The organism is Mesorhizobium sp. M1163 (assembly GCF_040318415.1).
In the GTDB taxonomy this organism is placed as follows: Bacteria; Pseudomonadota; Alphaproteobacteria; order Rhizobiales; family Rhizobiaceae; genus Mesorhizobium.
The window spans coordinates 125,539-144,786 of the sequence record NZ_JAMYMF010000014.1; the positions used below are offsets into that span (position 1 = coordinate 125,539).

The following is a 19,248-nucleotide window of genomic DNA, read 5'->3' on the forward strand; positions in this document are numbered from 1 at the left end:
TAGAGGCGACAGCGAAAAGTCAATCCGCGCTTGCGAACGGCGGAACGGCAATGCCGGGAGGAAGGATGGCAAGCACCTTGAAGAGCTCGCCCATGGCCTGCTGACCGGCGAGGCGCTCGACGTCGGCCGCGATCTTTTCACGAGCTGCCTCATCGGCATTGGCGCCGAGCCGGCCAGCTCGTTCGAGAAGCCCCATCTTGAGCAGGAATTCACCTTGCGTGGAGAGGTGGGCATCGAGGCTGTGTGCCCGAACGGTTGCAGCGAGGGCAGCGAAATCGACATGGGCGGTGAGGTCGGCCTCCCCCGGATTCGCCAGCACGTCCTCATGACCGTGCTTGCGCAAGGCCTGCAAGGTGTCGCCGATGCCGGGCTGGAGGTGACCGTAGTCGAGAAACAGGCCGGCGCCGCCAAATCCGGCAAGTCGCCCGGCGATGGCCGCCATCAGGGCGGCGCGGGCTGGCGCCACCTCGACGATCGCACCTTGCGGCGCATTCTCGGCATCCTCCGGCAGCAGCATCGGGTCGAGCGAGCCGGCGCCGACGAAAAAGCGAAGCTGGTTCGCATCGTCGAGACCGATCATCCGTTCGCGCCAGCCGGCTCCGGCGCGGACGAACTGGCGAATAGGCACCGCGTCAAACAGCTCGTTGCCAACAATCAGAAGCTGCCCCTGCGGTAGTGTGTCGATGGTTTCATTCCAGGCGATGGTGGCCGACGTCCCGGCAAGCGTCCGTTTCTGGACCTCGGTCAACCGCGGACTGGTCTCGATCAAGGCGAATGATGCGCTGGCGGTAAGCGTCGGATCGAGCCGCGAAAGCGTGCGCAGCATATCTCTCATCAGCGTGCCGCGGCCGGGGCCTATTTCGGCGATGGCGACCGGCGTCGGCCGGCCGATCGCCAGCCATGCCTGGTAGAGCCAGACGGCGACCAGCTCGCCAAACATCTGGCTGATCTCCGGCGCGGTGACGAAGTCGCCGGCGGCGCCGAACGGCTCGCGTGTCGTATAATAGCCGTCCTGCGGATCGAACAGGCAGAGCGCCATGTATTCGCTGATGGGGATCGGTCCCACCGCACCGATCAGCTCGGCGATGCGTGTCTTCAGCGGCGTCATGCGGGCTGCGGTTTTGTCACCGGCTTGGCTGTAGCCATCGCCCAGATGCCGGCCAGCACCATCGGCAGCGACAGCACCATGCCCATGGTGAGCCAGCTCGTGCCAAGGAGATAGCCGAGCTGCTGGTCGGGCTCGCGGAAGAATTCGACGAAGACGCGCGAGGCGCCATAGCCGGCAATGAAGGCGCCGCCGACGAAGCGCGGCGTCTTCAGCTTGAGCCGCGAATGAGTGAGAAAGCGCAGGACAAGGAACAACACCAGCCCTTCGAGCAGCGCCTCGTAGATCTGGCTCGGATGGCGTGCAAATGGGCCGCCATTGGGGAATTCGAATGCCCATGGAACGTCGGTCGGTCGGCCCCATAGTTCGGAATTGATGAAGTTTGCCAGGCGAACGAGGCCAAGCCCCACCGGCACGCCGGCGGCAACAACGTCGAACAGCGACCATGTGCGGATGCCACGCGCCCGGGAAAACAGCGTCATGGCGAGAATGACGCCGAGCAGGCCGCCATGAAACGACATGCCGCCCTGCCAGACGGCGACGACATCGAGCGGATTGGCGATGTAACGCGGCAGGTCGTAGAACAACACGTAGCCGGTGCGTCCGCCGAGCACCACGCCGATGGCCGCCCAGACGATGAAGTCGTCGAGATCCACGGGCTTCATCGGCAGGGTGCCGTCGGGCCAGAGTTTCGGGTTGGTGACGAGGCGCTTGGCATACCACCAGGCGAACAGGATGCCGACGATGTAGCCGACGCCGTACCAATGCACCGCCAGCGGTCCGATCCGGACGATGACCGGATCGATGTTGGGGAAGGGCAGGGCAGCCAGCGGCAGCAAATATTCGCTCAACAGGGTCTCCCGGTTCCGGTCACGTTCGGGCGCGGACCATGCGGCAGGGTTTTGGCAGGGTCAAGGCGAGCACATGCTTGCATTCCGCATCGTGCGCCACTACGTCAATTCGACCAAGCGAGGATTTGCCATGGCGACCGGACCGAACCGCATTCTCGATGAATTCGCCAAGCTGATGACCGACGCAGCCGGTGCCGCGCAAGGCGTGCGGCGCGAGGTGGAGACCGCCTTCAGGGGCCAGGCCGAGCGGATACTCAACTCCATGGACGTCGTGCAGCGCGAGGAATTCGAGGCCGCTCGCGACATGGCGGCGAAGGCCAGGGAAGAAAACACCCGCCTCGCTGCTCGCATCGAAGCGCTCGAGGCCAAGCTTGCCGAAATGACCGGTCAGGCAGCGCCTGCGGCTTCGGCAAAGCCGCGTGCAAAAAAATAATAAAAATATTCGTTAAACTTTTCCACAAAGCCGGATCGCAAAAAGCGCTTTGTCGTGAATCGCTTACCGGTACTGCGTGGATCTTTCCGACAGCGCCTTTCCACATGCGAATGACGCAGTGCGAAAAATTGGGCTGGTCACGCGACTCCCGATCAATAGACTGAATTTGTTGCATGATTCGGAGCAGGGTCATGCGCCGGGCGGTGGGGTCCGGTCCGGGGTCTTTGCGTTGACGAAGTCCTGGCCGTCCGAGTTCTAGGCAGAATTGTTCGAGTGTGCCTCTCCCGCGGAGCGTGTGGTGGCGCTCCCAGAACGACAGGAAGCATTTCATGGAACTTCTCGAACTCGAATTCTCCCGCGAAATCCATCCGGTGGATGTTATCGAGCAGGTGGCGCACAACAACGATTGGTCCTTCGAGCGGGCCGGCGATGACGAGATCTCGATCTCGGTCGCCGGAAGCTGGACCGACTACCACGTTTCATTCTCCTGGATGGAGGACTACGAGGCGCTGCACCTGGCCTGCGCTTTCGACATCAAGGTGCCTGAGGCGCGCGCGCTCGAGGTGATGCGGCTGCTTTCGCTGATCAACGAACAGATGCTGTTTGGGCATTTCGACCTCTGGGAGCAGGAAGGCGCCATCATGTTCCGCCAGTCGCTGCTGCTGGCCGGTGGGGTTGAGCCGTCGAGCCAGCAGGTCGAGGTGCTGCTGTCGTCGGCGCTGGAAGCCTGCGAATGCTATTTTCAGGCCTTCCAGTTCGTCGTCTGGTCGGGGACTTCGGCCAAGGACGCGCTCGCCGGCGTGCTGTTCGAAACCTACGGAAACGCCTGACCGTCGATGAGTTCGAGCAACGCGAGAAAACCCGAGATCAGCTTCGCCGATTTCGACCGCGTCGACATCCGCGCCGGCACGATCGTCGAGGCCGAGCCTTTTCCCGAGGCGCGCAAGCCGGCGATCAAGTTGAAAATCGATTTCGGTCCCGTGATCGGGGTGAAGAAATCCTCGGCCCAGATCACGAAATACTATACACCTGAAAGCCTGATCGGCCGGCAGGTGTTCGCGGTGGTCAATTTCCCGCCGCGTCAAATCGGGCCATTCATGTCGGAAGTGCTGACGCTCGGTTTTCCCGATGAAGAGGGCGCCGTCGTCCTCGGCGCGATCGAGCGTAAGGTGCCGGACGGCGGCAGGTTATTCTAACTGCGGTTTGCTCAGGCGGCCAGTTTTCGCGTGGTACCCAGTGCTCCTTCGACCGTTTCCATGAACATTTCGGCGCAGGCCTTCCAGCTGTAGCGCATAGCACGTTGCCGCGCCTCGGTGCGGTCGACGAGAAGCGCGGCGAGCGCTGCTTGCCTCAGCTCTTGCGAGACTGCGCCGCCTATGCCGTCGCCCACAATATCGATCGGCCCGGTGACGGGATAGGCTGCGACAGGCGTGCCGCTGGCCAACGACTCGATAATGACGTTGCCGAATGTGTCGGTGCGGCTGGGGAAGACGAAGACGTCGGCCGAGGCGTAGATCTCGGCCAGTTCGTCGTTCGGGCGATGGCCGAGAAAATGGGTATCGGGATATCTGGCCTTCAGCTTCGCCAATTCCGGCCCTTCGCCGACAACCACCTTGCTGCCGGGCAGGTCCAGGTCGAGGAAAGCCGGCAGGTTCTTCTCGATCGCGACGCGGCCGACGCAGAGGAAGATCGGTCCCGGAAGTCCCAGGTCCTTTCTTTTATCCGGCCGAAAATGATCGGTATCGACGCCACGCGTCCATGGCCGAAGCTTGGTGAAGCCGCGTGCCGCAAGATCGTCGGCAAGCGACTGGGTGGCGACCAGCGTGCCCTGTCCTGAATTATGGAAATCGCGCAGCCAGCGATAGGCCCATGCTTCCGGCACCGGCAGACGCGCGCTCAGATATTCCGGAAAACGTGTGTGATAGCTGGTCGTGAACGGACGGCCGGCTTTGCGGCAGTAGCGCCGCGCCATAATGCCGAGCGGTCCTTCGGTGACGATATGGATGTGATCCGCCTTGCGTGCCTCGATCAGCTGCGCCACGCGGTGCGGCGTCGTCAGCGCCAGCCTGATGTCGGGATAGGTCGGCAGAGGCAAGGTGCGAAAGATGTTCGGCGTCAGGAAGTCCGTCTCGACATCGAAGGATTTCAGGGTCTCCGAGAGGCGCTCCAGCGTGTGGACGACGCCGTTGACTTGCGGGCGCCAGGCATCGGTGACCATCAGGATGCGCATGGCGGTCCCTTGGCGGAGAGCTTGATTGCTTTGCCGCGATGCCTGAACGGCGACCACGCCGCCGCTCTGGCCTCGCACCAGCGCACCCGGGCAGGCGCGGGGTCGAAATGAGGCCGCAGGGCCGAATCAATCAGGATCGCGCGCTTCATTGGCGCTCTTCACCATGGTTTCATGACGGGCGGATGAAGGCCGGCCTCGCTCCCGTCAAGCCGGAACCTTGATCACCGCCCGCAGGCCGCCGAGCGGGCTGCGTTCGAGGACGATGTCGCCGCCATGGCTGCGGGCAATGTCGCGTGCGATGGAAAGGCCAAGGCCGGTGCCGCTGGCGTCGAGGTTGCGGGCCTCGTCCAACCGCACGAAAGGCTTGAATACATCCTCCCGCTTTTCGGGCGGAATGCCCGGACCGTCATCGTCGATAGTGACGAGCAGCGAACCGCGTCCATGATTGGCATTGATCTCCACCGTCTTGGCATAGCGGAATGCATTGCCGACGACGTTGGACAGCAGCCGGGCAAAGGCATTGGGGCGCACATGGACGTGCGGATCGCCGGCAAGCACGGTCGACAGCTTGCGCTTGCGCAGCGCGGCTTCCTCGCGAAGCTTTTCGAAGAAGGCTTCGAGGTCGAACCGGCCGGCGTCTTCCGATGCTTCGCCACGTGCAAAGGCAAGGTAGCCTTCCAGCATCGACTGCATGTCGTCGATGTCCTGGTCGAGTGCCTGGGTGTCGGCCGCCTTGGTCCCGGCCAGCGCCAATTGCAGCTTGAAGCGGGTGAGGATGGTCCTCAGATCGTGACTGACGCCGCTCAGCATGGCGGTGCGCTGCTCGAGCTGGCGTTCGATGCGTTCGCGCATCTGGATGAAGGCAAAGCCGGCGCGGCGGACTTCTTCGGCACCGCGCGGGCGAAAATCGCGCGGCATCGGCCGGCCTTTGCCGAAGCTCTCGGCCGCCTCGGCCAGCGTCAGAATCGGCCGGATCTGGTTGCGCAGGAAGGGAATGGCGATCATCAGCAGCACCAGTGAGGTACCGACCATCCAGATCAGGAAAATATGGGTATTCGACGCATAGGCTTGGCTGCGGCGCACGAAGACGCGCAGCACCTTGTTCTCAAGCTGGATGCGGACCTCGACGATATTGGAATTGCCGACCGTATCGATCCAGAACGGACGGTTGATCTGGCGGGTGATCTCGGACGAAAGGATCTCGTCGAGGATCGAGAAGAACGGCTTTGGCCCGGGTGGCGGCAGTGGGTCGGGCGGCAGGAGGTCGACCTTCAACTGCATGCGATCCTGGGCGATGCGGATGACGTTGGCGTAGTCGGCGTCGTGCGGATAGGTCTCTATCAGGTCGATGATGGCGGCGATGTCGCGCACCGTGGCCTGCGACAGGCGCTGCGTCACGGTCTGCCAATGGCGCTCCATGAAGACAAAGGCGACGACCGACTGCAGCATGATCATTGGCGCGATGACGATGATCAGCGAGCGGGCATAGAGCCGCTTCGGCATGTAAAGCGACACCAGGCGCCAGAAACGGTTCCAAGCGCGCGGCACGGCCTTCAGCGCCCGCGTCGCGCGGGCGCTGAAGCCGCCATCTTCCGGCCGTTCGAGTTGCGTGGTCGCCATTCGTCTTTTCGCTCACCGGCGGCCCAGCAAAGGACCGCTGTCGGCGGCATTCTATTCCACGCTGAGCCGATACCCAATACCGCGCACGGTCTGCAGCCAGACCGGATTGGACGGATCGCGTTCGATCTTGCGGCGCAGCCGGTTGATCTGGACGTCGATCGTGCGCTCGCCGACCTCGGACTCGTCGCCGACAAGCTCATGCCGCGGTATCGTTTCGCCGGCACGCGCAGCGAAGATCGCCAGGATTTCCTGCTCGCGGTCCGTCAGCTTGAGCGCCTCGCCGCCGCGCTTCAGCTCACGCCTGGCGATCTGGAAGGTATAGGGGCCGAAGACCAGCTGTTCGACCTTGGGCGTCGTCGCGGGGCCGCCGCGGCGCAAGATATTGTTGATGCGCAGGATCAGCTCGCGCGGATCGAACGGTTTTGGCAGATAGTCGTCGGCGCCGGCCTCGAGCCCGGTGATCCGGCTGTCGGTTTCGGACAGTGCGGTGAGCATCAGGATCGGTACGTTCTTTTCCGCCCGCAGCGCCTTGGTGAGATCGACGCCGCTTTCACCCGGCATCATGACGTCGAGCACGATCAGATCGAAATCGAGGCCGGTGAGCTTGCGCCGCGCCTCGCCGGAATTTCCGGCAACGGTGACGCGAAAACCGTTTTCGGTCAGATACTGTTTCAGAAGATTGCGGATTCGGGTGTCGTCGTCGACCACCAGCAGATGCGGCGCGTCGTCTTCCGGTGCTGTCGGATGATCAACCCTCTCAATGGTCTCCATGGCTTTTCCCTGACATCTTTGCGGGCACAATGTCGATCTGCGCCCTTAGTTCCGGATTGACCATCGCCTCAAGGAACCGTTCGATAACGGCGCGTTCGGTGGCTCCGGAATCCTCCAATGCAGCATGGATGCGGCGCGACTGTGGCCGCGCCAGTGCCAGCGCCAGCGCACGGCCCTTGGCCGTCGGATAAAGCTCGCGCTGGCGGCGGTCGCGAGGGCCCTGCAATTGCACGATATGGTCGGTGTCGATCAGTTGCTTGAGCACGCGCGCCAGGCTCTGCTTGGTGATCTTGAGCACGTCGAGGAGCTCGGCGACCGTCAGGCCGGGCCGGCGATTGACAAAATGCAGAACCCGGTGATGAGCACGGCCAAAACCGTAGTCGGCCAGGATCTGGTCCGGATCGGAGGTAAAGTCGCGATAGGCGAAGAAGAACAACTCGATGATGGCGAAATCGATGCCATCCTCGTCGGTGATCGCCGTCCTGATCGGCTCTGCGGCTGCGTGGCTCGTCATCTTTTCTCCGTGTGAAGCAGGAAATTATGTCAGCACTATTGACGTATTTTCCGCGCGATGGTAATTTTTGGCAAGCTTTTCGGCGGATTGCGAACGAAAAGGCAAACGAAGCCCTTTTTTCCGGAACTTCCTGAGTTTGCCAGACCTTAAATATCCGCCTACGCTTTGAGACAATGGCCGCCCGCGGCGGCCGAGGCGAAACACGCAACGACACAATGATGTGCGGGCTGCCGCCCGCGGGAGGTTACCATGGCATCCGTTCCCTTCGACCAACTGGACGGCTTTATCTGGATGAACGGCGAATTCGTCAAATGGGCCGACGCCAAGATCCACGTCTTGACCCACGGGCTGCACTACGCCAGCGCGGTATTCGAGGGCGAGCGCGCCTATGGCGGCGAAATTTTCAAGCTGACCGACCACACCGAACGCCTGCATGAGTCGGCGCGCCTGCTTGGCTTCAAGATACCCTACTCGGTCGCCATGATCGACGACGCCTGCCGCACGCTGTTGAAGAAGCAAGGTTTCCAGGACGCCTATGTCCGGCCGATCGCGTGGCGCGGCAGCGAACAAATGGGCGTTTCGGCGCAGAACAGCCGGATCAACTGCGCCATCGCCATCTGGCAGTGGCCGAGTTATTTCGACCCGGCGCAGAAGCTGAAGGGCATCCGCCTCGACATGGCCGAATGGCGCCGCCCCGACCCGCGCACCGCACCGTCGAAATCGAAGGCGGCCGGCCTCTACATGATCTGCACCATGTCCAAGCATGCCGCCGAGGCCAAGGGCTATGCCGACGCCATGATGCTCGACTGGCGTGGCCAGGTGGCGGAAGCGACAGGCGCCAACATCTTCTTCGTCAAGGACGGCAAGATCCATACGCCCAAGCCCGATTGCTTCCTCGATGGCATCACCCGCCGCACGGTCATCGGCCTTGCCAAGGACCGCGGTTTGGAGGTGATCGAGCGCGCCATCATGCCGGAAGAGCTTGAAGGCTTCCAGCAGTGCTTCCTCACCGGGACAGCGGCCGAGGTGACGCCGGTTTCGGAGATCGGCCCGTACCGATTCGAGGTCGGTGAGATCGCCAAGACGCTGATGAATGACTATTCTGCAGCCGTTCAACCCAACCACGCGATTGCTGCAGAATAACGAAAGTCACAGCTTTTTTATCAAGTAGGGGCGGTTTTCGGGCCGCCCCTTTTATTTAAGCGTTTGCGCATTTGACTTTCGTCCAATTCGGCGTCTCATGATGGCGTCGGCCCGGGAGGCTGGCAGCTATGGAGGGATTGGAAATATGGATATGAACACGCTTCTTCCGATCATTATTCAGGTGATTACGGGTATCATCGGTGGTCAGGCGGTGGGCGCGGCTATCAAGACGGCGGCGATGGGTCAGCTTCCCAAAATCCTGGGCGGCGCTGTTGGCGGCGTCGGCGGGGCGGCCATCCTCAGCAGCCTGCTGGGCGGTGGGGCGGTCGATCCGGCAGCAGCCGCCACGGCGGCAGGGGCCGGCAGCGCGTTGAACATTCCCAACATCGTTGGCGGTGCCGGCGGCGGCGCCATCCTGACCGGCATCATCGGTGCGGTCATGAACGCGATGAAGAAATAAGCTTTCGACGTTTCAGGCTTTTCAAATGGGCGGCTTCGGCCGCCCATTTCGTTTGCCGTTTGCGGGAGCGGTGGACGCCGTCCGCGTGTGTCTCTACATCAGGGCCTGATTCAACAAGGTTAGAGCTTTCCTGACGCGTTCGAGGGGACGCGCGGAGCTCCGACAGTGTGAAAGGACAAATATGGGTCAGCTCAACGCCGGCATCGTGCCGGTCACGCCGTTCCAACAGAACTGCACCATCCTCTTCGACATGGACGACAGACAGGGCGTCGTCGTCGATCCGGGCGGCGACATCGACAAGGTGCTGGCGGCGCTCAAGGACAATGCGATCACTGCCGGCGCGATCTGGATCACGCATGGCCATATCGACCATGCCGGCGGGGCCATGGAACTGAAGGAGGCGCTCGATATCGAGATCATCGGCCCGCATGCCGCCGACCGTCCGCTGCTCGCCAATCTCCAGAACCAGGCAAAGCGCTACGGCATCACCGATCCCGTGCGCAACTGTGTCCCCGACCGGTTCCTCGCCGAGGGCGAGACCGTTTCGTTTGGCTCACAGGTGTTTGAGGTATTCCATTGTCCGGGCCACGCACCCGGCCACATCGTCTACTATAACCGGGCGGCGAAGTTCGCCCATGTCGGCGACGTGCTGTTCCGCGGTTCGGTCGGCCGCACCGACCTGCCGGGCGGCGACCACGCCGCGCTGATCGCCTCGATCAAGGAGAAGCTGTTGCCGTTGGGCGACGACATCGGCTTCATCTGTGGCCATGGTCCCGGCGGCCGTTTTGGTGAGGAGCGGCGGAGCAATCCTTATTTGGTCTAAAGCCGGCCTGGTCTGAAACCGCGAAAAACAAAAAGCGCCACCCACCGGGCAGCGCTTTTGTTCAGGACAGGAAAACTGTCTTAATTGGCGGTGCAAAAATGCTGTTCGCCGTCATAGCCAGTGAACGTGCCGGTACGCGCGTTGAAGCTCTGGTAGCGGTCCGAGCAGTATTCGTACCAGCCGCGGGTCCACGGCTCCGCATAGCTTTCGGCATAGGCTACTCGCGGCTGCACGTAATAACGGCGCACCGGGGCAGGCCGGTAGTATTCATCATCATAGGCCGGGTCGTAATAGCGGGGCTGCGGGCTGGCGAGGGCACCGCCGATCAAGGCACCGGCCGCAAGACCAAGGACGCCGGCCGCAACGGCGTCGCCGTGGCCGTGGTGGCGGCGGTGATGGCGCCATTCATCGGCACTGGCCGCAGGCAAGGTCGCAAGCGTGGTCGCAACGACCGCGGCGGACAGGATGGCAGTCTTGAAAATTCCGTTCATGTCGGTCTCCTTCGTGCCGGCCCGGGTCGTTTTCGGGGGGATGCGGTCCGGCTTTAACGAAGATTAATATGCGACCGTGGCTGAACGGGGGCTGAACGAAATTTGACCAAGCGGTTCATTTAACTGGGGTTCAAACATGCGGCAAACACCGCAGGCCAGACCGGCCCACGTCCATTCTGTCCGGGGCTGGTTCAGCCGATCGACAGGTTGACGGCTTTCGGACCCTTGCCGCGCTTGTCCGGCTCGGTGTCGAATGTCACTTTCTGCCCATCCTCAAGACCGGGAAGACCCGACGCCTGCACGGCCGAAATATGGACGAAGACATCCTTTGCCCCGTCGTCCGGCGTGATGAAGCCGAAGCCCTTGGCGTGATTGAAGAATTTGACGGTGCCGGTCTGCGGCATGGGAAGCTCCTTTGATCCCACAAGTCCAGTCTCGGGCCGGCAAATGCCCGGACGGAAATTTGTCCTTTATTTTAGTGCCATCGGCAAGAGAAAGTTTTGCGGGTGCCGGCAAGCATCCCGGAACACAAAAGGCGCGACGAAAACCGCCGCGCCTTTATAAAATTCGAGTTCACACCAAAAGCCTTGCAGCATCCTCACACACCCGAAAGGACGCGCGGCACGCCGCCGTTCAGGCGGCGCGGAGATTGACCGCTTTCGGACCCTTACCCATACGGTCGGGCTCGACATCGAAGGTGACCTTCTGACCGTCGACGAGCGTGCGCAGCCCGGAAGCCTCTATCGCCGAGATGTGGACGAATACATCCTTGGCGCCGCCATCGGGCGTAATGAAGCCGAAGCCTTTGGTAGCGTTGAAGAATTTAACGGTGCCGGTCTGGGCCATTGGGGAAACTCCTTCACCCGTGTCAGTCTTGGTGGTTCCGCCCGCCGCCTGGCGCCGTGGGCAAGTCCCGGTGGTTGCTTCGGCAGTCATGCATTGGCGCATGGTAAAACCCCCCGCCGAAAACGGGGCTGTCAGAGATTCACAGTATCGGGGAAAGGTCGTCCAAAACGTTCCGCTCTCCGGGTCGCAAATGCCCGAACACAAAATTTATCGCACGGAAACGTGATGCTTGCAAGATAGAGCCGCGGGCTGCCCAACAGGCGCATCCCGACGCATCGCACCGATAGAACTGGTTCTCCGCGCGGTCATCGGCCAGACGCAACCCAGGCATGGTCCAGCAAGCTGGGCCGGTGCTGTTTGGCTTTGCGCCGGCATACCGCCTTGGTTTGCATGCGCCAGGCTGCAAACGGGGGTTGCATTTGGCAGCAGAATGGCGAGATTGACGAAGATCGGCCCGATGCAGGCGCGATTACGCGGGGGCGGGAGTTTCGAGGGAGGGAATGTTCATGCGGCTTCTTGCGGCAATCTTCTCGCGGCAGGGTTTTTCCATCTTGTTCCTGTCGGCAATTCTTGCGGCCTGCACCGTCGTGGTCGATGAGGGGCCAAGGCCGCGCCCACCACGGCCGGGGCCGCAATTCTGTACCAAGCAATATGACCCGGTCTGCGCCAGGCGCGGCGGCGACCGCCAGACCTTCGCCAATGCCTGCCTTGCCGAACGGGCCGGATACCGCATCATCCGTGAAGGCGAGTGCCGTGGCGGTGGTGGCGGCGGCGAGGAACAGACATTCTGTACCCGCGAATACCGCCCCGTCTGTGCCCGTCGCCATGGCGAGTTGCGCACGTTCCCCAATGAATGCGAGGCCCGCGCGGCGGATTATCGGGTCGTCGATGATGGGCCGTGCTAGCGCACCGGCCTCACTGTTCGTCCGGATAGGCACCGTCGGCCGGGCCGACGTAGAGCTCGGCGCCATCCTCGTTGGAGATGCGCAGGCGATCAGGGATCTGCGGCAGCATCAGCGTGTGAAGCAGCGTGGCGGCGCCCTGCAGGGCGGCGCGCAGGTTCGGCGCCTCCAGCGACACTCGATCGAGTATCGCTTCGTCGGCATCGCGCGAGCGGTAGAACTCGATGACGAAGTTCAAGCACGCCTCCAGGCAGATTGTCGTGCGATCGAACCCTAGCCTTTGGACTTGGGTTTCACAGCGGTCTCCGCCTGCTTGACCGCCGAGCCGAAGGGCGAGGCCAGTTTTGCCGCCACCTTGTCCTTCTTGGGCTTGCGTGTCTCGCGATTGCTGCGCTGTTGACCCTTGGCCATTTTCTGATCCCTTATACGTGTTGCGGATTGCTTTCGGCTCAGTTGGCCGGGTTGTCGACCGGTTCGAGATTGTCTTCCGTGGTGACCCGCTCATAGGTCTCCTGATCGCTGCGAATGCGATATTGCGGCGAGCCGTCCTTGACCGGCAGCCGGCTCTTTATCTGGAACAGCTCCGCGGTCTTTTGGGCAAGGCCGGTGCGGCTCTTCATGCGAACAGTCTGGCCGACGGTGAAGATATGCGAGGGCGTGTCCGTGCGCCGCGCACTCTGCTGGAAGCGGATCATGTGGCATTCTCCTGGTCGTGCCGAAGCGCTGCTTCGAGTTCGGCGTAGTCGACGGCGACAAGCCGGCCGGTCGGGCTTTTCACCGTCCTTGCCGGCAGATGGATGAAGGTGGCGACGCGGCGCCAGGCAAGCCACGACATGCCGTCGATCAGTTCCTCGTCGTGGTCGATGTCATAGTCGCCGGCCGGCTGCATGCCATCCAGGCCGCCAAGCACGAAAGGTGCCGCGAAATGCGCGATGGAATGAGTGGTGCGGGCAGACATTCTCGTGCCTTGAAGTTTCTTTCCGGCCTGGCTCCGGAAGCGGAGCCTGCATTGCGGTACCAGGTGTCGGCGATTTGGATCAGTTTGGCGGGCCGAGAACCCTGACGCCGCGAGGGCCCAAGCATGACCCAAAAACGGTTTCATACCATTAGTCCGAAAATGCGGCTTATTCAAGAAGATTCCGGCCTCTTACCCCTACCAACGCAAAATTACTTTTCTATAGTTATTTGCAGAACGATGATACGATCCCGGTGCACCTCAAAAATTGTTTGAAGAACTTCCGGAAAAATTCCTCCGGCATTTGTATTTATTTAGGTGTGAAAGGAAGAGAGTCATGAATTCCGCAAGAACACCGGATGTCCCGACAGTTGCAGTCAATCCCGTCGCAAAGCCGATAAAGGTTATGTCGCCACGCCTCACGATAAGAAGCGACGAGGCGGCAAGGCGAAGGCTTGCCGATACCGACGGCACGGTGCGGCGGGCGCGCCAGCTTGCCGAAAGCAACCGCCTGATTTGACGCGCAGCCATGACACTCAATTTTCCCAATCCCAGCCGCTCCTACGACGCGGCGGCCAAGCGCATTCGTTTCGTTGGCCATGACGGCATGTTCGAAGTCCCGTTCTTCGTCGAGGTTGCGGCACTTTCGGCGGCAAACCCGGCCGCAAGCGGAGCCGAGGCCGAATTTCTCAGTGCCTTCGACGCCAAGCGTTCGTCGATCCACGATATTGCGCGCGAAGCCTACTCGCATGGCCGCAGGAACATGTATGTGCTGACGCCGGCCGACTTCCGCTAGTTTGGGGTTTGCTCCATAGTGCCCGTCGTCTGCTCTTGCACGCGCCGCAGCGATGGCCTAGATCGCGGCAGGCGGACAACACGGCAGGTTTCCCATCAACAGAAATCCGAGACAACCGGCAGGCGCACGTTACGGCTCAGGCGGGCAGCCGCCGCTGGGGCTCGACCAGTACGTGCAGCAGGCGCTGCAGCTGCACCAGGCGGGGCGCCGGCAGGAGGCCGAGGCGCTTTACCGTCAGGTGCTGGCGCAAAAGGCTAACCACTCGGCCGCCGCGCATTTCCTCGGGCTTCTGCTGCACCAGACCGGGCGCAGCGCCGAGGGGCTGGCGCTGATCGAACAATCGGTTCGGCTGCAGCCGAACAATCCGGATTTCCTCAACAATCTCGGCACCGTGCTGCGCGACCTCGGCCGGGTCGCGGCCGCAGCCGATCTCTTCCGCAAGGTGGTGGCAACCAGGCCGGACCAACTGGCGGCGCGCGACAATCTCGGCTCGTCGCTGAAGCAGCTCGGCCAATTCGAAGGCGCCGAGGATATTTATCGCGGTACGATCGGTCGCAACCCGTTCCATGTCCGCGCCCGTGTCGGGCTTGCCGAGACGCTGCAGGAAGCGGGCCGGCTGGATGAGGCATTAGCTGTTTTTCGCGAGGCGCTGACGATCCGGCCGAAGGATGCCGATCTTTTGCATGGCCTGGGTGTCGGGCTGATGGAAAAGGGCAGTCTCGACGAGGCTGCGGATCTTTTCAGGCAGGCGCTGGCGGTGAATCCCGGCATGGCAAGGGCCTGGCTAATGCTCACCCAGGTCAAGCGCCAGAAGGAGCGCGACGCCGAGCTTGCCCGCATGGAGGCGGAGCACGCCAAGGCGCCGCAAGGCAGCCTGCCGCGCATGCAGCTTTCCTTCGGCCTCGGCAAGGCCAATGACGACCTCAGGGATTATGGTCGCGCCTTCGACTATTTCGCCGAAGGCAACGCGATCCGCCGCCAGGGCATCGACTACGACGCCGGCAAGACGCGCGGCGAGTTCGAGGCGATGAAGGCGGTGTTCGACAAGGCCTTTTTTGAAAAGCACAGGCCGAGCGGGATTACCGACGACACGCCGATCTTCATTGTCGGCATGCCTCGTTCCGGTACCACGCTGGTCGAGCAGATCATCGCCAGCCATCCGAAGGTCTACGGCGCCGGCGAGCTCGGCATATTGAAGACGGCGGTCGGCAAGCAGTTTCCGCTCAGCATGAAGGGCGGCTTTCCCCGGGGCATCGCCGACATGTCCGATAAGGCCTATGCCGAGGCCGGCCAGGCCTATCTCGATATGCTGCACGTCCGCTATCCCGGGTTCCGGCACGTCACCGATAAGATGCCCGGCAATTTCCTGTTGGTCGGTTTCATCCATATGATGCTGCCGCAGGCCAAGATCATCCATTGTGCGCGCGATGCGGCGGCGACCTGCCTGTCGATCTACAAGGTGCACTTCCGCGGCGACAGCCACCGCTACGGCTACGATCTCGGCGAACTCGCCGATTTCCACAATCTCTACACCGACATCATGGCGCACTGGCACGCCGTGCTGCCTGATGTCGTGCACGACGTTCGCTACGAGGATTTCGTCGCCGACCAGGAAGGCCAGTCGCGAGCACTGATCGCCCATCTCGGCCTGCCATGGGACGACGCCGTGCTGTCGTTTCACCGGACCGACCGGCCGGTGCGCACGGCGTCCGCCGCGCAAGTGCGGCAGCCGATGTATCAGGGCTCGGTCGATCTGTGGAAGCGCTATGGCGACCGGCTGAAGCCGCTGCTCGACAGGCTGGCTTAGAGCGCCGCTGGGTCTAAAAGCGCGTCGCGCTCGATCGGCCTCATGCGACGCGCTTTAGATCCTTGTTTTTATGCATGTCGTTATCGCAAAACCGCTGCGCGACATGCATCAAAGCTCCATAAACGGCTGAAAGCCGCCGAAGATCATGCGCTTGCCGTCGAACGGCATCGTCGACCAGTCCGACTTGATGCGTGGGTCGGCCATCACCTTGGCCATCACCGCGTCGCGGCTCTGCCGCGATTCATAGACGACCCACGAGAAGATGACGACCTCGTCGTCCTTGGCCTGCACGGCGCGCGGGAACGAGGTGATCTCGCCATAGGGCACGTCGTCGCCGACGCATTCGACATAGGCAAGCGCCCCGTGCTCCTTCCAGACGGCGCCGGCGGTTTCCGCCAGCTTCTTGTAGGCATCGAGCTTTGCCTTCGGCACGGCAAGTACGAAACCATCGACATAAGACATCTGATTTCCTCCATGCGATTGTTTTCCGCCCTCTTGAGCGGTGATTTCCGGTACATACCTGTGTGGGGATCCTAAGCCGCTTTCACCGGCGCGTTCATTGCCCATTCGACGCCGAACGGATCACGCATATTGCCCCAGCGGTCGCCCCAGAACATCACCTGCAACGGCACGACTTCCTCGCAGCCAGCCTCGATGGCCCGCTTCCACCAGGCGTCGATGTCGTCGCTGCCGAGATGGAGCTGCATGGTGTAGCCCTGAGGCTTCACAACGGCCATTCCATGCTCGGGATAGAAGTCGGAAAGCATCAGCGTCGAACCGTTGATGTGGAGATGGATATGCATGGTACGGCCCTGTTCGTCCGGCGGATAGGCAAAGACCTGCTCGACACCGAAGGCTTTTTGGTAAAATTCGGAGGCTTTGAAAGCGCCGTCCAGCTGAAGGTAGGGCGTCAATCCGCCAAGCACCTTGGCGGCGGGCTGGGTCTGCGGCTGGTCATTCATGTCATGCTCCTCTTTGCGTCTGATTTGCCTTTGCGAACCACAGGACGAACGGAACGGCGACGATCCTACACGGCCGATGGTTTTTTGGATTCGAAATGGCGCCTGCCGCAACGGCCAACTGCCACCTTTCAACCTTCGATGCGAATCCGCGGGCTGTTTTGCGCGTCGACGACGATTTCCGGCCAGCCGATATCTTTGCGCAACTCGATCGGCAATGAAAGGATGGCGCGTTCGCTGCGATAACGGGCGCGAGCCGCCGAGTAACGCGTCACGGCGTGACCTATGGATGACAGAATAGACATGATGCTTTCTCCTCGATTGGCGCCGGCATCACCGTGTCGGCAACCCAAGGACGTGGCATGCGATCATCATCCGACAGAGCGCCGGAATTTTTTTCCACAATTTTTCAACCGTCGGCCTCGGCAACCTCCCGGAAGAAAGCTTCCGGGTCGTCGACCTCGGTCAGCCGCCGTTTCTCGATCAGCCAGAAGCGGTTGCCAACCGCGCGGATGAAGGAGCGGTCGTGCGAGGCAAGCAGGCAGCTTGCTTGATGTTCCAGCAATTCCGCTTCCAGTGCCTCCTGGCCGTCGATGTCGAGATGGTTGGTCGGCTCGTCGAGTAAATAGAAGTTGGGATTGGCGAGCCTGAGCGCCAGCATCATTAGCCGCGCCTTCTGTCCGCCCGACAGCACGCTGATCCTGCGCTCCTGCATGTCGATGCTGACGCCGTCGCCCGCGAGCAGCGAGCGGGCGCGCTGCTCGCCAACGTCGAATCCGCGCGAGAGCATCGCCAGCGGCGTGTCGTCGCCGCCGATGCCCGACAATGCCTGGTCGCTATAGCCGAGCACGGTCGACGGCGTCACCTTCAGGCTTTGCGCCGCCGTTTCCGGCTCGACGATGGCGTTCCGGATAAGGCCGATCAGCCGTGATTTGCCGACGCCGTTACGGCCGAGCAGGACGATGCGGTCGCCTTGGCAGATGTGGCGCTTGCCGGTGCCGAACAGAACCGTGCCGTCAGGTGTTCCGACCACCAGATCGTCCAGCGTGATCAGCACCTTGGCATGGCTGCCGCGATTGGCGAGCTTGATCGCGCCCGCCGATTTTTCGCGATGCGCGGGGGCTGCGACCTCCTCGAGGCGCTGGGCGCGCTGGTTGAGCTGCTTGGTCTTGACCGTCAAAAGGTCGCTGCCGGAATTGATGCCGATATTGTTGAGCTTGGCCGCCTGCCGGCGCAGTTGCTGCGCCACCTTCATGTCGCGCTGGAACTTGCGCTCGGTCGAAGCGTCGACCTCGTCCAGCGCAAGCCTCGCCCGAGAATAGGGCAGCGAAAGCACCGGCGATTGTTCGGGGCGCAAGAACAGCGTGCGGTTGGTCGTCGCGTCGAGGAACGCCCTGTCGTGGCTGGCGATCACCACGGGCACCTCACGCGGCAGCGCGTTCAGCCAGGTCTCGAGCTGGCTGATCTTGCCGAGGTCGAGATGGTTGGTCGGCTCGTCGAGAAGCAGGACGTCGGGATCGGTGACCCAGACGCGGGCGACCAGCGCCAGCCTTTGCCAGCCGCCGCTCAATGCCCGCATCGGCCGCTCGCGCATCGGCTCGGGTACGTCGAGCGAATCGAGGACCACATCGACGCGCCACAGCTCGCTTTCGGCGTGCTCGGCTGGCAAGGCGTCGGCCACCACCTCATGAAAGCTGCGCCCGGCCAGCGCTGCGGGAATGACCTGCTCGACATAGCCGACGCGCAGGCCGCGCGTGCGGGTGATGTCGCCTGATGTCGGCTCCATCTCGCCGGCCACGCACTTCAGCAAGGTAGATTTGCCGCGGCCGTTGGCGGCGACGATGCCGAGCCGGTCGCGGGTGCCGATGGTGAGGTCGAGATTGGAGAAGAGGGGCGCACTCATGGTGACGCCGAGGGACTTGAGGCTGATCAGGGCCATGTCGATTACTCTGGTCTGTCCGGACTGAATTCCGGTTCAATGCACTTGACGGTGCGCAGGCTGGCCATCAGGCTCGGCGTTGCAGCACCACGAAGGGCGGACCAAAAAAATCGAAGCGGGAGAACCCGGACCGTCTCTGGTCAGCCCTGCAAGCAAGCTCGCAGGGCAGGGACAGGGCCGCGCTGACGGTGGTGGTCGATATGCACGCAGCCCTCCTTTCAAGACGTTCGAGTATAGCGATTGGGTTACACCAGGGGCGGGGCCGATGGCAAGTGGTTGGCGCTGGAGCGAGCGGAGCGCCGAAGCTGCCAATCTCCCCCCGTGTGGGGGAGATGCTCGGCAGGGCAGAGGGGGGCGCGAAGGATCGCTACCGTCCCGGCCGACCCGTCTTGCCGGGGCGGCGCTTTTCGCGGCGAGTATCGGCGGGATCCTCGTAGGAGCCGATACCACTGCGCTGGCGGACAACGGGCTTGTCGGAATCGTTGCGATCCTTCGCGCCCCCCTCTGCCCTGCCGGGCATCTCCCCCACACGGGGGGAGATTGCCTGTGGCTTTGCCGGCACCTTTCCTTCGATCGGCTTTTCTGTGCGCCGCACGGTCATCT

Annotated in this window: 28 protein-coding genes; 10 read left to right on the forward strand and 18 right to left on the reverse strand. The window is 62.3% G+C overall.

Features of this window, described 5'->3' with window-relative positions; all coding sequences use genetic code 11:
* Positions 1-19: 19 nt before the first annotated feature.
* Together NKH43_RS15645 and lgt are read right to left on the reverse strand one after the other, a co-directional pair.
* The gene (locus NKH43_RS15645) at positions 20-1,108 is read right to left on the reverse strand and encodes a class I SAM-dependent methyltransferase (RefSeq protein WP_023719189.1); all 1,089 of its coding nucleotides are present in this window, start codon (positions 1,106-1,108) and stop codon (positions 20-22) included.
* Positions 1,105-1,956, reverse strand: coding sequence for a prolipoprotein diacylglyceryl transferase (gene lgt / locus NKH43_RS15650; protein WP_352483082.1), 852 nt, complete (start codon positions 1,954-1,956; stop codon positions 1,105-1,107). Before lgt ends, NKH43_RS15645 begins: the two co-directional genes overlap by 4 nt.
* Before the next feature lie 130 nt (positions 1,957-2,086).
* Here lgt and NKH43_RS15655 point away from each other — a divergent pair, with 130 nt between their 5' ends.
* The 3 genes from NKH43_RS15655 to NKH43_RS15665 all read left to right on the forward strand — a co-directional run bounded on the left by NKH43_RS15655 (position 2,087) and on the right by NKH43_RS15665 (position 3,585).
* Positions 2,087-2,389 (forward strand): accessory factor UbiK family protein, encoded by a 303-nt coding sequence (locus NKH43_RS15655; RefSeq protein ID WP_023719187.1) that lies wholly within the window; start codon positions 2,087-2,089, stop codon positions 2,387-2,389.
* Between the two features lie 329 nt (positions 2,390-2,718).
* On the forward strand, positions 2,719-3,219 hold the full coding sequence (locus tag NKH43_RS15660) for a type III secretion system chaperone family protein (protein ID WP_023678420.1): 501 nt from the start codon (positions 2,719-2,721) through the stop codon (positions 3,217-3,219).
* A 6-nt stretch (positions 3,220-3,225) separates the two neighbouring features.
* On the forward strand, positions 3,226-3,585 hold the full coding sequence (locus tag NKH43_RS15665) for a tRNA-binding protein (protein WP_023719186.1): 360 nt from the start codon (positions 3,226-3,228) through the stop codon (positions 3,583-3,585).
* An 11-nt stretch (positions 3,586-3,596) separates the two neighbouring features.
* On the opposite strand, the gene NKH43_RS15670 is transcribed toward NKH43_RS15665, so the two are convergent.
* The 4 genes from NKH43_RS15670 to NKH43_RS15685 all read right to left on the reverse strand — a co-directional run bounded on the left by NKH43_RS15670 (position 3,597) and on the right by NKH43_RS15685 (position 7,524).
* Positions 3,597-4,619, reverse strand: a complete 1,023-nt coding sequence (locus tag NKH43_RS15670) for a glycosyltransferase family 4 protein (protein ID WP_352858910.1) — start codon at positions 4,617-4,619, stop codon at positions 3,597-3,599.
* Positions 4,620-4,823: 204 nt separating this feature from the next.
* The gene (locus NKH43_RS15675; RefSeq protein ID WP_352858912.1) at positions 4,824-6,239 is read right to left on the reverse strand and encodes an ATP-binding protein; all 1,416 of its coding nucleotides are present in this window, start codon (positions 6,237-6,239) and stop codon (positions 4,824-4,826) included.
* Between the two features lie 51 nt (positions 6,240-6,290).
* Positions 6,291-7,010 (reverse strand): response regulator, encoded by a 720-nt coding sequence (locus NKH43_RS15680; protein ID WP_023719183.1) that lies wholly within the window; start codon positions 7,008-7,010, stop codon positions 6,291-6,293.
* Positions 6,997-7,524, reverse strand: coding sequence for a MarR family winged helix-turn-helix transcriptional regulator (locus tag NKH43_RS15685; RefSeq protein WP_023719182.1), 528 nt, complete (start codon positions 7,522-7,524; stop codon positions 6,997-6,999). The genes NKH43_RS15680 and NKH43_RS15685 overlap by 14 nt, the downstream gene beginning before the upstream one ends.
* A gap of 249 nt (positions 7,525-7,773) precedes the next feature.
* Here NKH43_RS15685 and NKH43_RS15690 point away from each other — a divergent pair, with 249 nt between their 5' ends.
* The 3 genes from NKH43_RS15690 to NKH43_RS15700 all read left to right on the forward strand — a co-directional run bounded on the left by NKH43_RS15690 (position 7,774) and on the right by NKH43_RS15700 (position 9,950).
* Entirely contained in the window at positions 7,774-8,667 is an 894-nt protein-coding gene (locus NKH43_RS15690; RefSeq protein ID WP_352858914.1) for a branched-chain amino acid aminotransferase, read from the forward strand.
* Positions 8,668-8,812: 145 nt separating this feature from the next.
* Positions 8,813-9,127: a hypothetical protein gene (locus tag NKH43_RS15695; RefSeq protein WP_023719180.1), complete on the forward strand. Its 315-nt coding sequence runs from the start codon at positions 8,813-8,815 to the stop codon at positions 9,125-9,127.
* A gap of 181 nt (positions 9,128-9,308) precedes the next feature.
* Positions 9,309-9,950 (forward strand): MBL fold metallo-hydrolase, encoded by a 642-nt coding sequence (locus tag NKH43_RS15700; RefSeq protein WP_023719179.1) that lies wholly within the window; start codon positions 9,309-9,311, stop codon positions 9,948-9,950.
* A gap of 80 nt (positions 9,951-10,030) precedes the next feature.
* Here NKH43_RS15700 and NKH43_RS15705 read toward each other — a convergent pair whose 3' ends face one another.
* From NKH43_RS15705 to NKH43_RS15715, 3 genes are all read right to left on the reverse strand, one after another.
* A complete protein-coding gene (locus NKH43_RS15705) occupies positions 10,031-10,441 on the reverse strand; it encodes a BA14K family protein (protein ID WP_023719178.1) in 411 nt (136 codons plus the stop codon).
* A 191-nt stretch (positions 10,442-10,632) separates the two neighbouring features.
* Positions 10,633-10,845, reverse strand: coding sequence for a cold-shock protein (locus NKH43_RS15710; protein ID WP_006202521.1), 213 nt, complete (start codon positions 10,843-10,845; stop codon positions 10,633-10,635).
* A 229-nt stretch (positions 10,846-11,074) separates the two neighbouring features.
* Positions 11,075-11,287 (reverse strand): cold-shock protein, encoded by a 213-nt coding sequence (locus tag NKH43_RS15715; protein ID WP_006202520.1) that lies wholly within the window; start codon positions 11,285-11,287, stop codon positions 11,075-11,077.
* A gap of 506 nt (positions 11,288-11,793) precedes the next feature.
* Here NKH43_RS15715 and NKH43_RS15720 point away from each other — a divergent pair.
* The gene (locus tag NKH43_RS15720) at positions 11,794-12,192 is read left to right on the forward strand and encodes a Kazal-type serine protease inhibitor family protein (RefSeq protein ID WP_352858916.1); all 399 of its coding nucleotides are present in this window, start codon (positions 11,794-11,796) and stop codon (positions 12,190-12,192) included.
* A 10-nt stretch (positions 12,193-12,202) separates the two neighbouring features.
* Here NKH43_RS15720 and NKH43_RS15725 read toward each other — a convergent pair whose 3' ends face one another.
* Genes NKH43_RS15725 through NKH43_RS15740 form a run of 4 tightly spaced genes read right to left on the reverse strand, consistent with a single transcriptional unit; the run spans position 12,203 to position 13,147 of the window.
* Positions 12,203-12,427 (reverse strand): hypothetical protein, encoded by a 225-nt coding sequence (locus NKH43_RS15725; RefSeq protein WP_352858918.1) that lies wholly within the window; start codon positions 12,425-12,427, stop codon positions 12,203-12,205.
* A 35-nt stretch (positions 12,428-12,462) separates the two neighbouring features.
* Complete coding sequence (locus NKH43_RS15730; RefSeq protein ID WP_352858919.1) at positions 12,463-12,600, reverse strand: hypothetical protein; 138 nt, start codon at positions 12,598-12,600, stop codon at positions 12,463-12,465.
* Positions 12,601-12,638: 38 nt separating this feature from the next.
* Positions 12,639-12,884, reverse strand: coding sequence for a hypothetical protein (locus tag NKH43_RS15735; RefSeq protein ID WP_023719174.1), 246 nt, complete (start codon positions 12,882-12,884; stop codon positions 12,639-12,641).
* The gene (locus NKH43_RS15740; protein WP_352815424.1) at positions 12,881-13,147 is read right to left on the reverse strand and encodes a hypothetical protein; all 267 of its coding nucleotides are present in this window, start codon (positions 13,145-13,147) and stop codon (positions 12,881-12,883) included. The genes NKH43_RS15735 and NKH43_RS15740 overlap by 4 nt, the downstream gene beginning before the upstream one ends.
* Positions 13,148-13,481: 334 nt before the next feature.
* On the opposite strand from NKH43_RS15740, the gene NKH43_RS15745 reads away from it, so the two are divergent.
* The 3 genes from NKH43_RS15745 to NKH43_RS15755 all read left to right on the forward strand — a co-directional run bounded on the left by NKH43_RS15745 (position 13,482) and on the right by NKH43_RS15755 (position 15,747).
* Entirely contained in the window at positions 13,482-13,664 is a 183-nt protein-coding gene (locus tag NKH43_RS15745; protein ID WP_023719172.1) for a hypothetical protein, read from the forward strand.
* Between the two features lie 9 nt (positions 13,665-13,673).
* Positions 13,674-13,940: a DUF1488 family protein gene (locus tag NKH43_RS15750; protein ID WP_023719171.1), complete on the forward strand. Its 267-nt coding sequence runs from the start codon at positions 13,674-13,676 to the stop codon at positions 13,938-13,940.
* Between the two features lie 172 nt (positions 13,941-14,112).
* Complete coding sequence (locus NKH43_RS15755; RefSeq protein ID WP_352858921.1) at positions 14,113-15,747, forward strand: tetratricopeptide repeat-containing sulfotransferase family protein; 1,635 nt, start codon at positions 14,113-14,115, stop codon at positions 15,745-15,747.
* A gap of 108 nt (positions 15,748-15,855) precedes the next feature.
* Here the strand turns inward: NKH43_RS15755 and NKH43_RS15760 are convergent, their stop codons facing one another.
* The 5 genes from NKH43_RS15760 to NKH43_RS15780 all read right to left on the reverse strand — a co-directional run.
* Positions 15,856-16,209 carry a DUF1428 domain-containing protein gene (locus NKH43_RS15760; protein ID WP_023719169.1) on the reverse strand — a complete coding sequence of 118 codons (354 nt, stop codon included), beginning with the start codon at positions 16,207-16,209 and terminating at the stop codon, positions 15,856-15,858.
* 71 nt (positions 16,210-16,280) lie between these two features.
* A complete protein-coding gene (locus NKH43_RS15765; protein ID WP_352858923.1) occupies positions 16,281-16,709 on the reverse strand; it encodes a VOC family protein in 429 nt (142 codons plus the stop codon).
* Positions 16,710-16,837: 128 nt separating this feature from the next.
* Positions 16,838-17,011 carry a hypothetical protein gene (locus NKH43_RS15770; RefSeq protein WP_023719167.1) on the reverse strand — a complete coding sequence of 58 codons (174 nt, stop codon included), beginning with the start codon at positions 17,009-17,011 and terminating at the stop codon, positions 16,838-16,840.
* A 104-nt stretch (positions 17,012-17,115) separates the two neighbouring features.
* Positions 17,116-18,645, reverse strand: a complete 1,530-nt coding sequence (locus NKH43_RS15775) for an ABC-F family ATP-binding cassette domain-containing protein (protein ID WP_352858925.1) — start codon at positions 18,643-18,645, stop codon at positions 17,116-17,118.
* A gap of 367 nt (positions 18,646-19,012) precedes the next feature.
* Positions 19,013-19,248 (reverse strand): hypothetical protein (locus NKH43_RS15780; RefSeq protein WP_352591772.1); only part of this gene is annotated, 236 nt, incomplete at its 5' end.

Coding starts and splice junctions, on each gene's coding strand:
- NKH43_RS15770 (WP_023719167.1), bottom strand. CDS start 17,011: ATGTCTATTCTGTCATCCATAGGTCACGCCGTGACGCGTTACTCGGCG.
- NKH43_RS15655 (WP_023719187.1), top strand. CDS start 2,087: ATGGCGACCGGACCGAACCGCATTCTCGATGAATTCGCCAAGCTGATG.
- NKH43_RS15715 (WP_006202520.1), bottom strand. CDS start 11,287: ATGGCCCAGACCGGCACCGTTAAATTCTTCAACGCTACCAAAGGCTTC.
- NKH43_RS15700 (WP_023719179.1), top strand. CDS start 9,309: ATGGGTCAGCTCAACGCCGGCATCGTGCCGGTCACGCCGTTCCAACAG.
- NKH43_RS15645 (WP_023719189.1), bottom strand. CDS start 1,108: ATGACGCCGCTGAAGACACGCATCGCCGAGCTGATCGGTGCGGTGGGA.
- NKH43_RS15665 (WP_023719186.1), top strand. CDS start 3,226: ATGAGTTCGAGCAACGCGAGAAAACCCGAGATCAGCTTCGCCGATTTC.
- NKH43_RS15660 (WP_023678420.1), top strand. CDS start 2,719: ATGGAACTTCTCGAACTCGAATTCTCCCGCGAAATCCATCCGGTGGAT.
- NKH43_RS15680 (WP_023719183.1), bottom strand. CDS start 7,010: ATGGAGACCATTGAGAGGGTTGATCATCCGACAGCACCGGAAGACGAC.
- NKH43_RS15705 (WP_023719178.1), bottom strand. CDS start 10,441: ATGAACGGAATTTTCAAGACTGCCATCCTGTCCGCCGCGGTCGTTGCG.
- NKH43_RS15695 (WP_023719180.1), top strand. CDS start 8,813: ATGGATATGAACACGCTTCTTCCGATCATTATTCAGGTGATTACGGGT.
- NKH43_RS15730 (WP_352858919.1), bottom strand. CDS start 12,600: ATGGCCAAGGGTCAACAGCGCAGCAATCGCGAGACACGCAAGCCCAAG.
- NKH43_RS15690 (WP_352858914.1), top strand. CDS start 7,774: ATGGCATCCGTTCCCTTCGACCAACTGGACGGCTTTATCTGGATGAAC.
- NKH43_RS15760 (WP_023719169.1), bottom strand. CDS start 16,209: ATGTCTTATGTCGATGGTTTCGTACTTGCCGTGCCGAAGGCAAAGCTC.
- NKH43_RS15765 (WP_352858923.1), bottom strand. CDS start 16,709: ATGAATGACCAGCCGCAGACCCAGCCCGCCGCCAAGGTGCTTGGCGGA.
- NKH43_RS15745 (WP_023719172.1), top strand. CDS start 13,482: ATGAATTCCGCAAGAACACCGGATGTCCCGACAGTTGCAGTCAATCCC.
- NKH43_RS15750 (WP_023719171.1), top strand. CDS start 13,674: ATGACACTCAATTTTCCCAATCCCAGCCGCTCCTACGACGCGGCGGCC.
- NKH43_RS15675 (WP_352858912.1), bottom strand. CDS start 6,239: ATGGCGACCACGCAACTCGAACGGCCGGAAGATGGCGGCTTCAGCGCC.
- NKH43_RS15685 (WP_023719182.1), bottom strand. CDS start 7,524: ATGACGAGCCACGCAGCCGCAGAGCCGATCAGGACGGCGATCACCGAC.
- NKH43_RS15775 (WP_352858925.1), bottom strand. CDS start 18,645: ATGGCCCTGATCAGCCTCAAGTCCCTCGGCGTCACCATGAGTGCGCCC.
- NKH43_RS15740 (WP_352815424.1), bottom strand. CDS start 13,147: ATGTCTGCCCGCACCACTCATTCCATCGCGCATTTCGCGGCACCTTTC.
- NKH43_RS15735 (WP_023719174.1), bottom strand. CDS start 12,884: ATGATCCGCTTCCAGCAGAGTGCGCGGCGCACGGACACGCCCTCGCAT.
- NKH43_RS15710 (WP_006202521.1), bottom strand. CDS start 10,845: ATGCCGCAGACCGGCACCGTCAAATTCTTCAATCACGCCAAGGGCTTC.
- NKH43_RS15670 (WP_352858910.1), bottom strand. CDS start 4,619: ATGCGCATCCTGATGGTCACCGATGCCTGGCGCCCGCAAGTCAACGGC.
- NKH43_RS15720 (WP_352858916.1), top strand. CDS start 11,794: ATGCGGCTTCTTGCGGCAATCTTCTCGCGGCAGGGTTTTTCCATCTTG.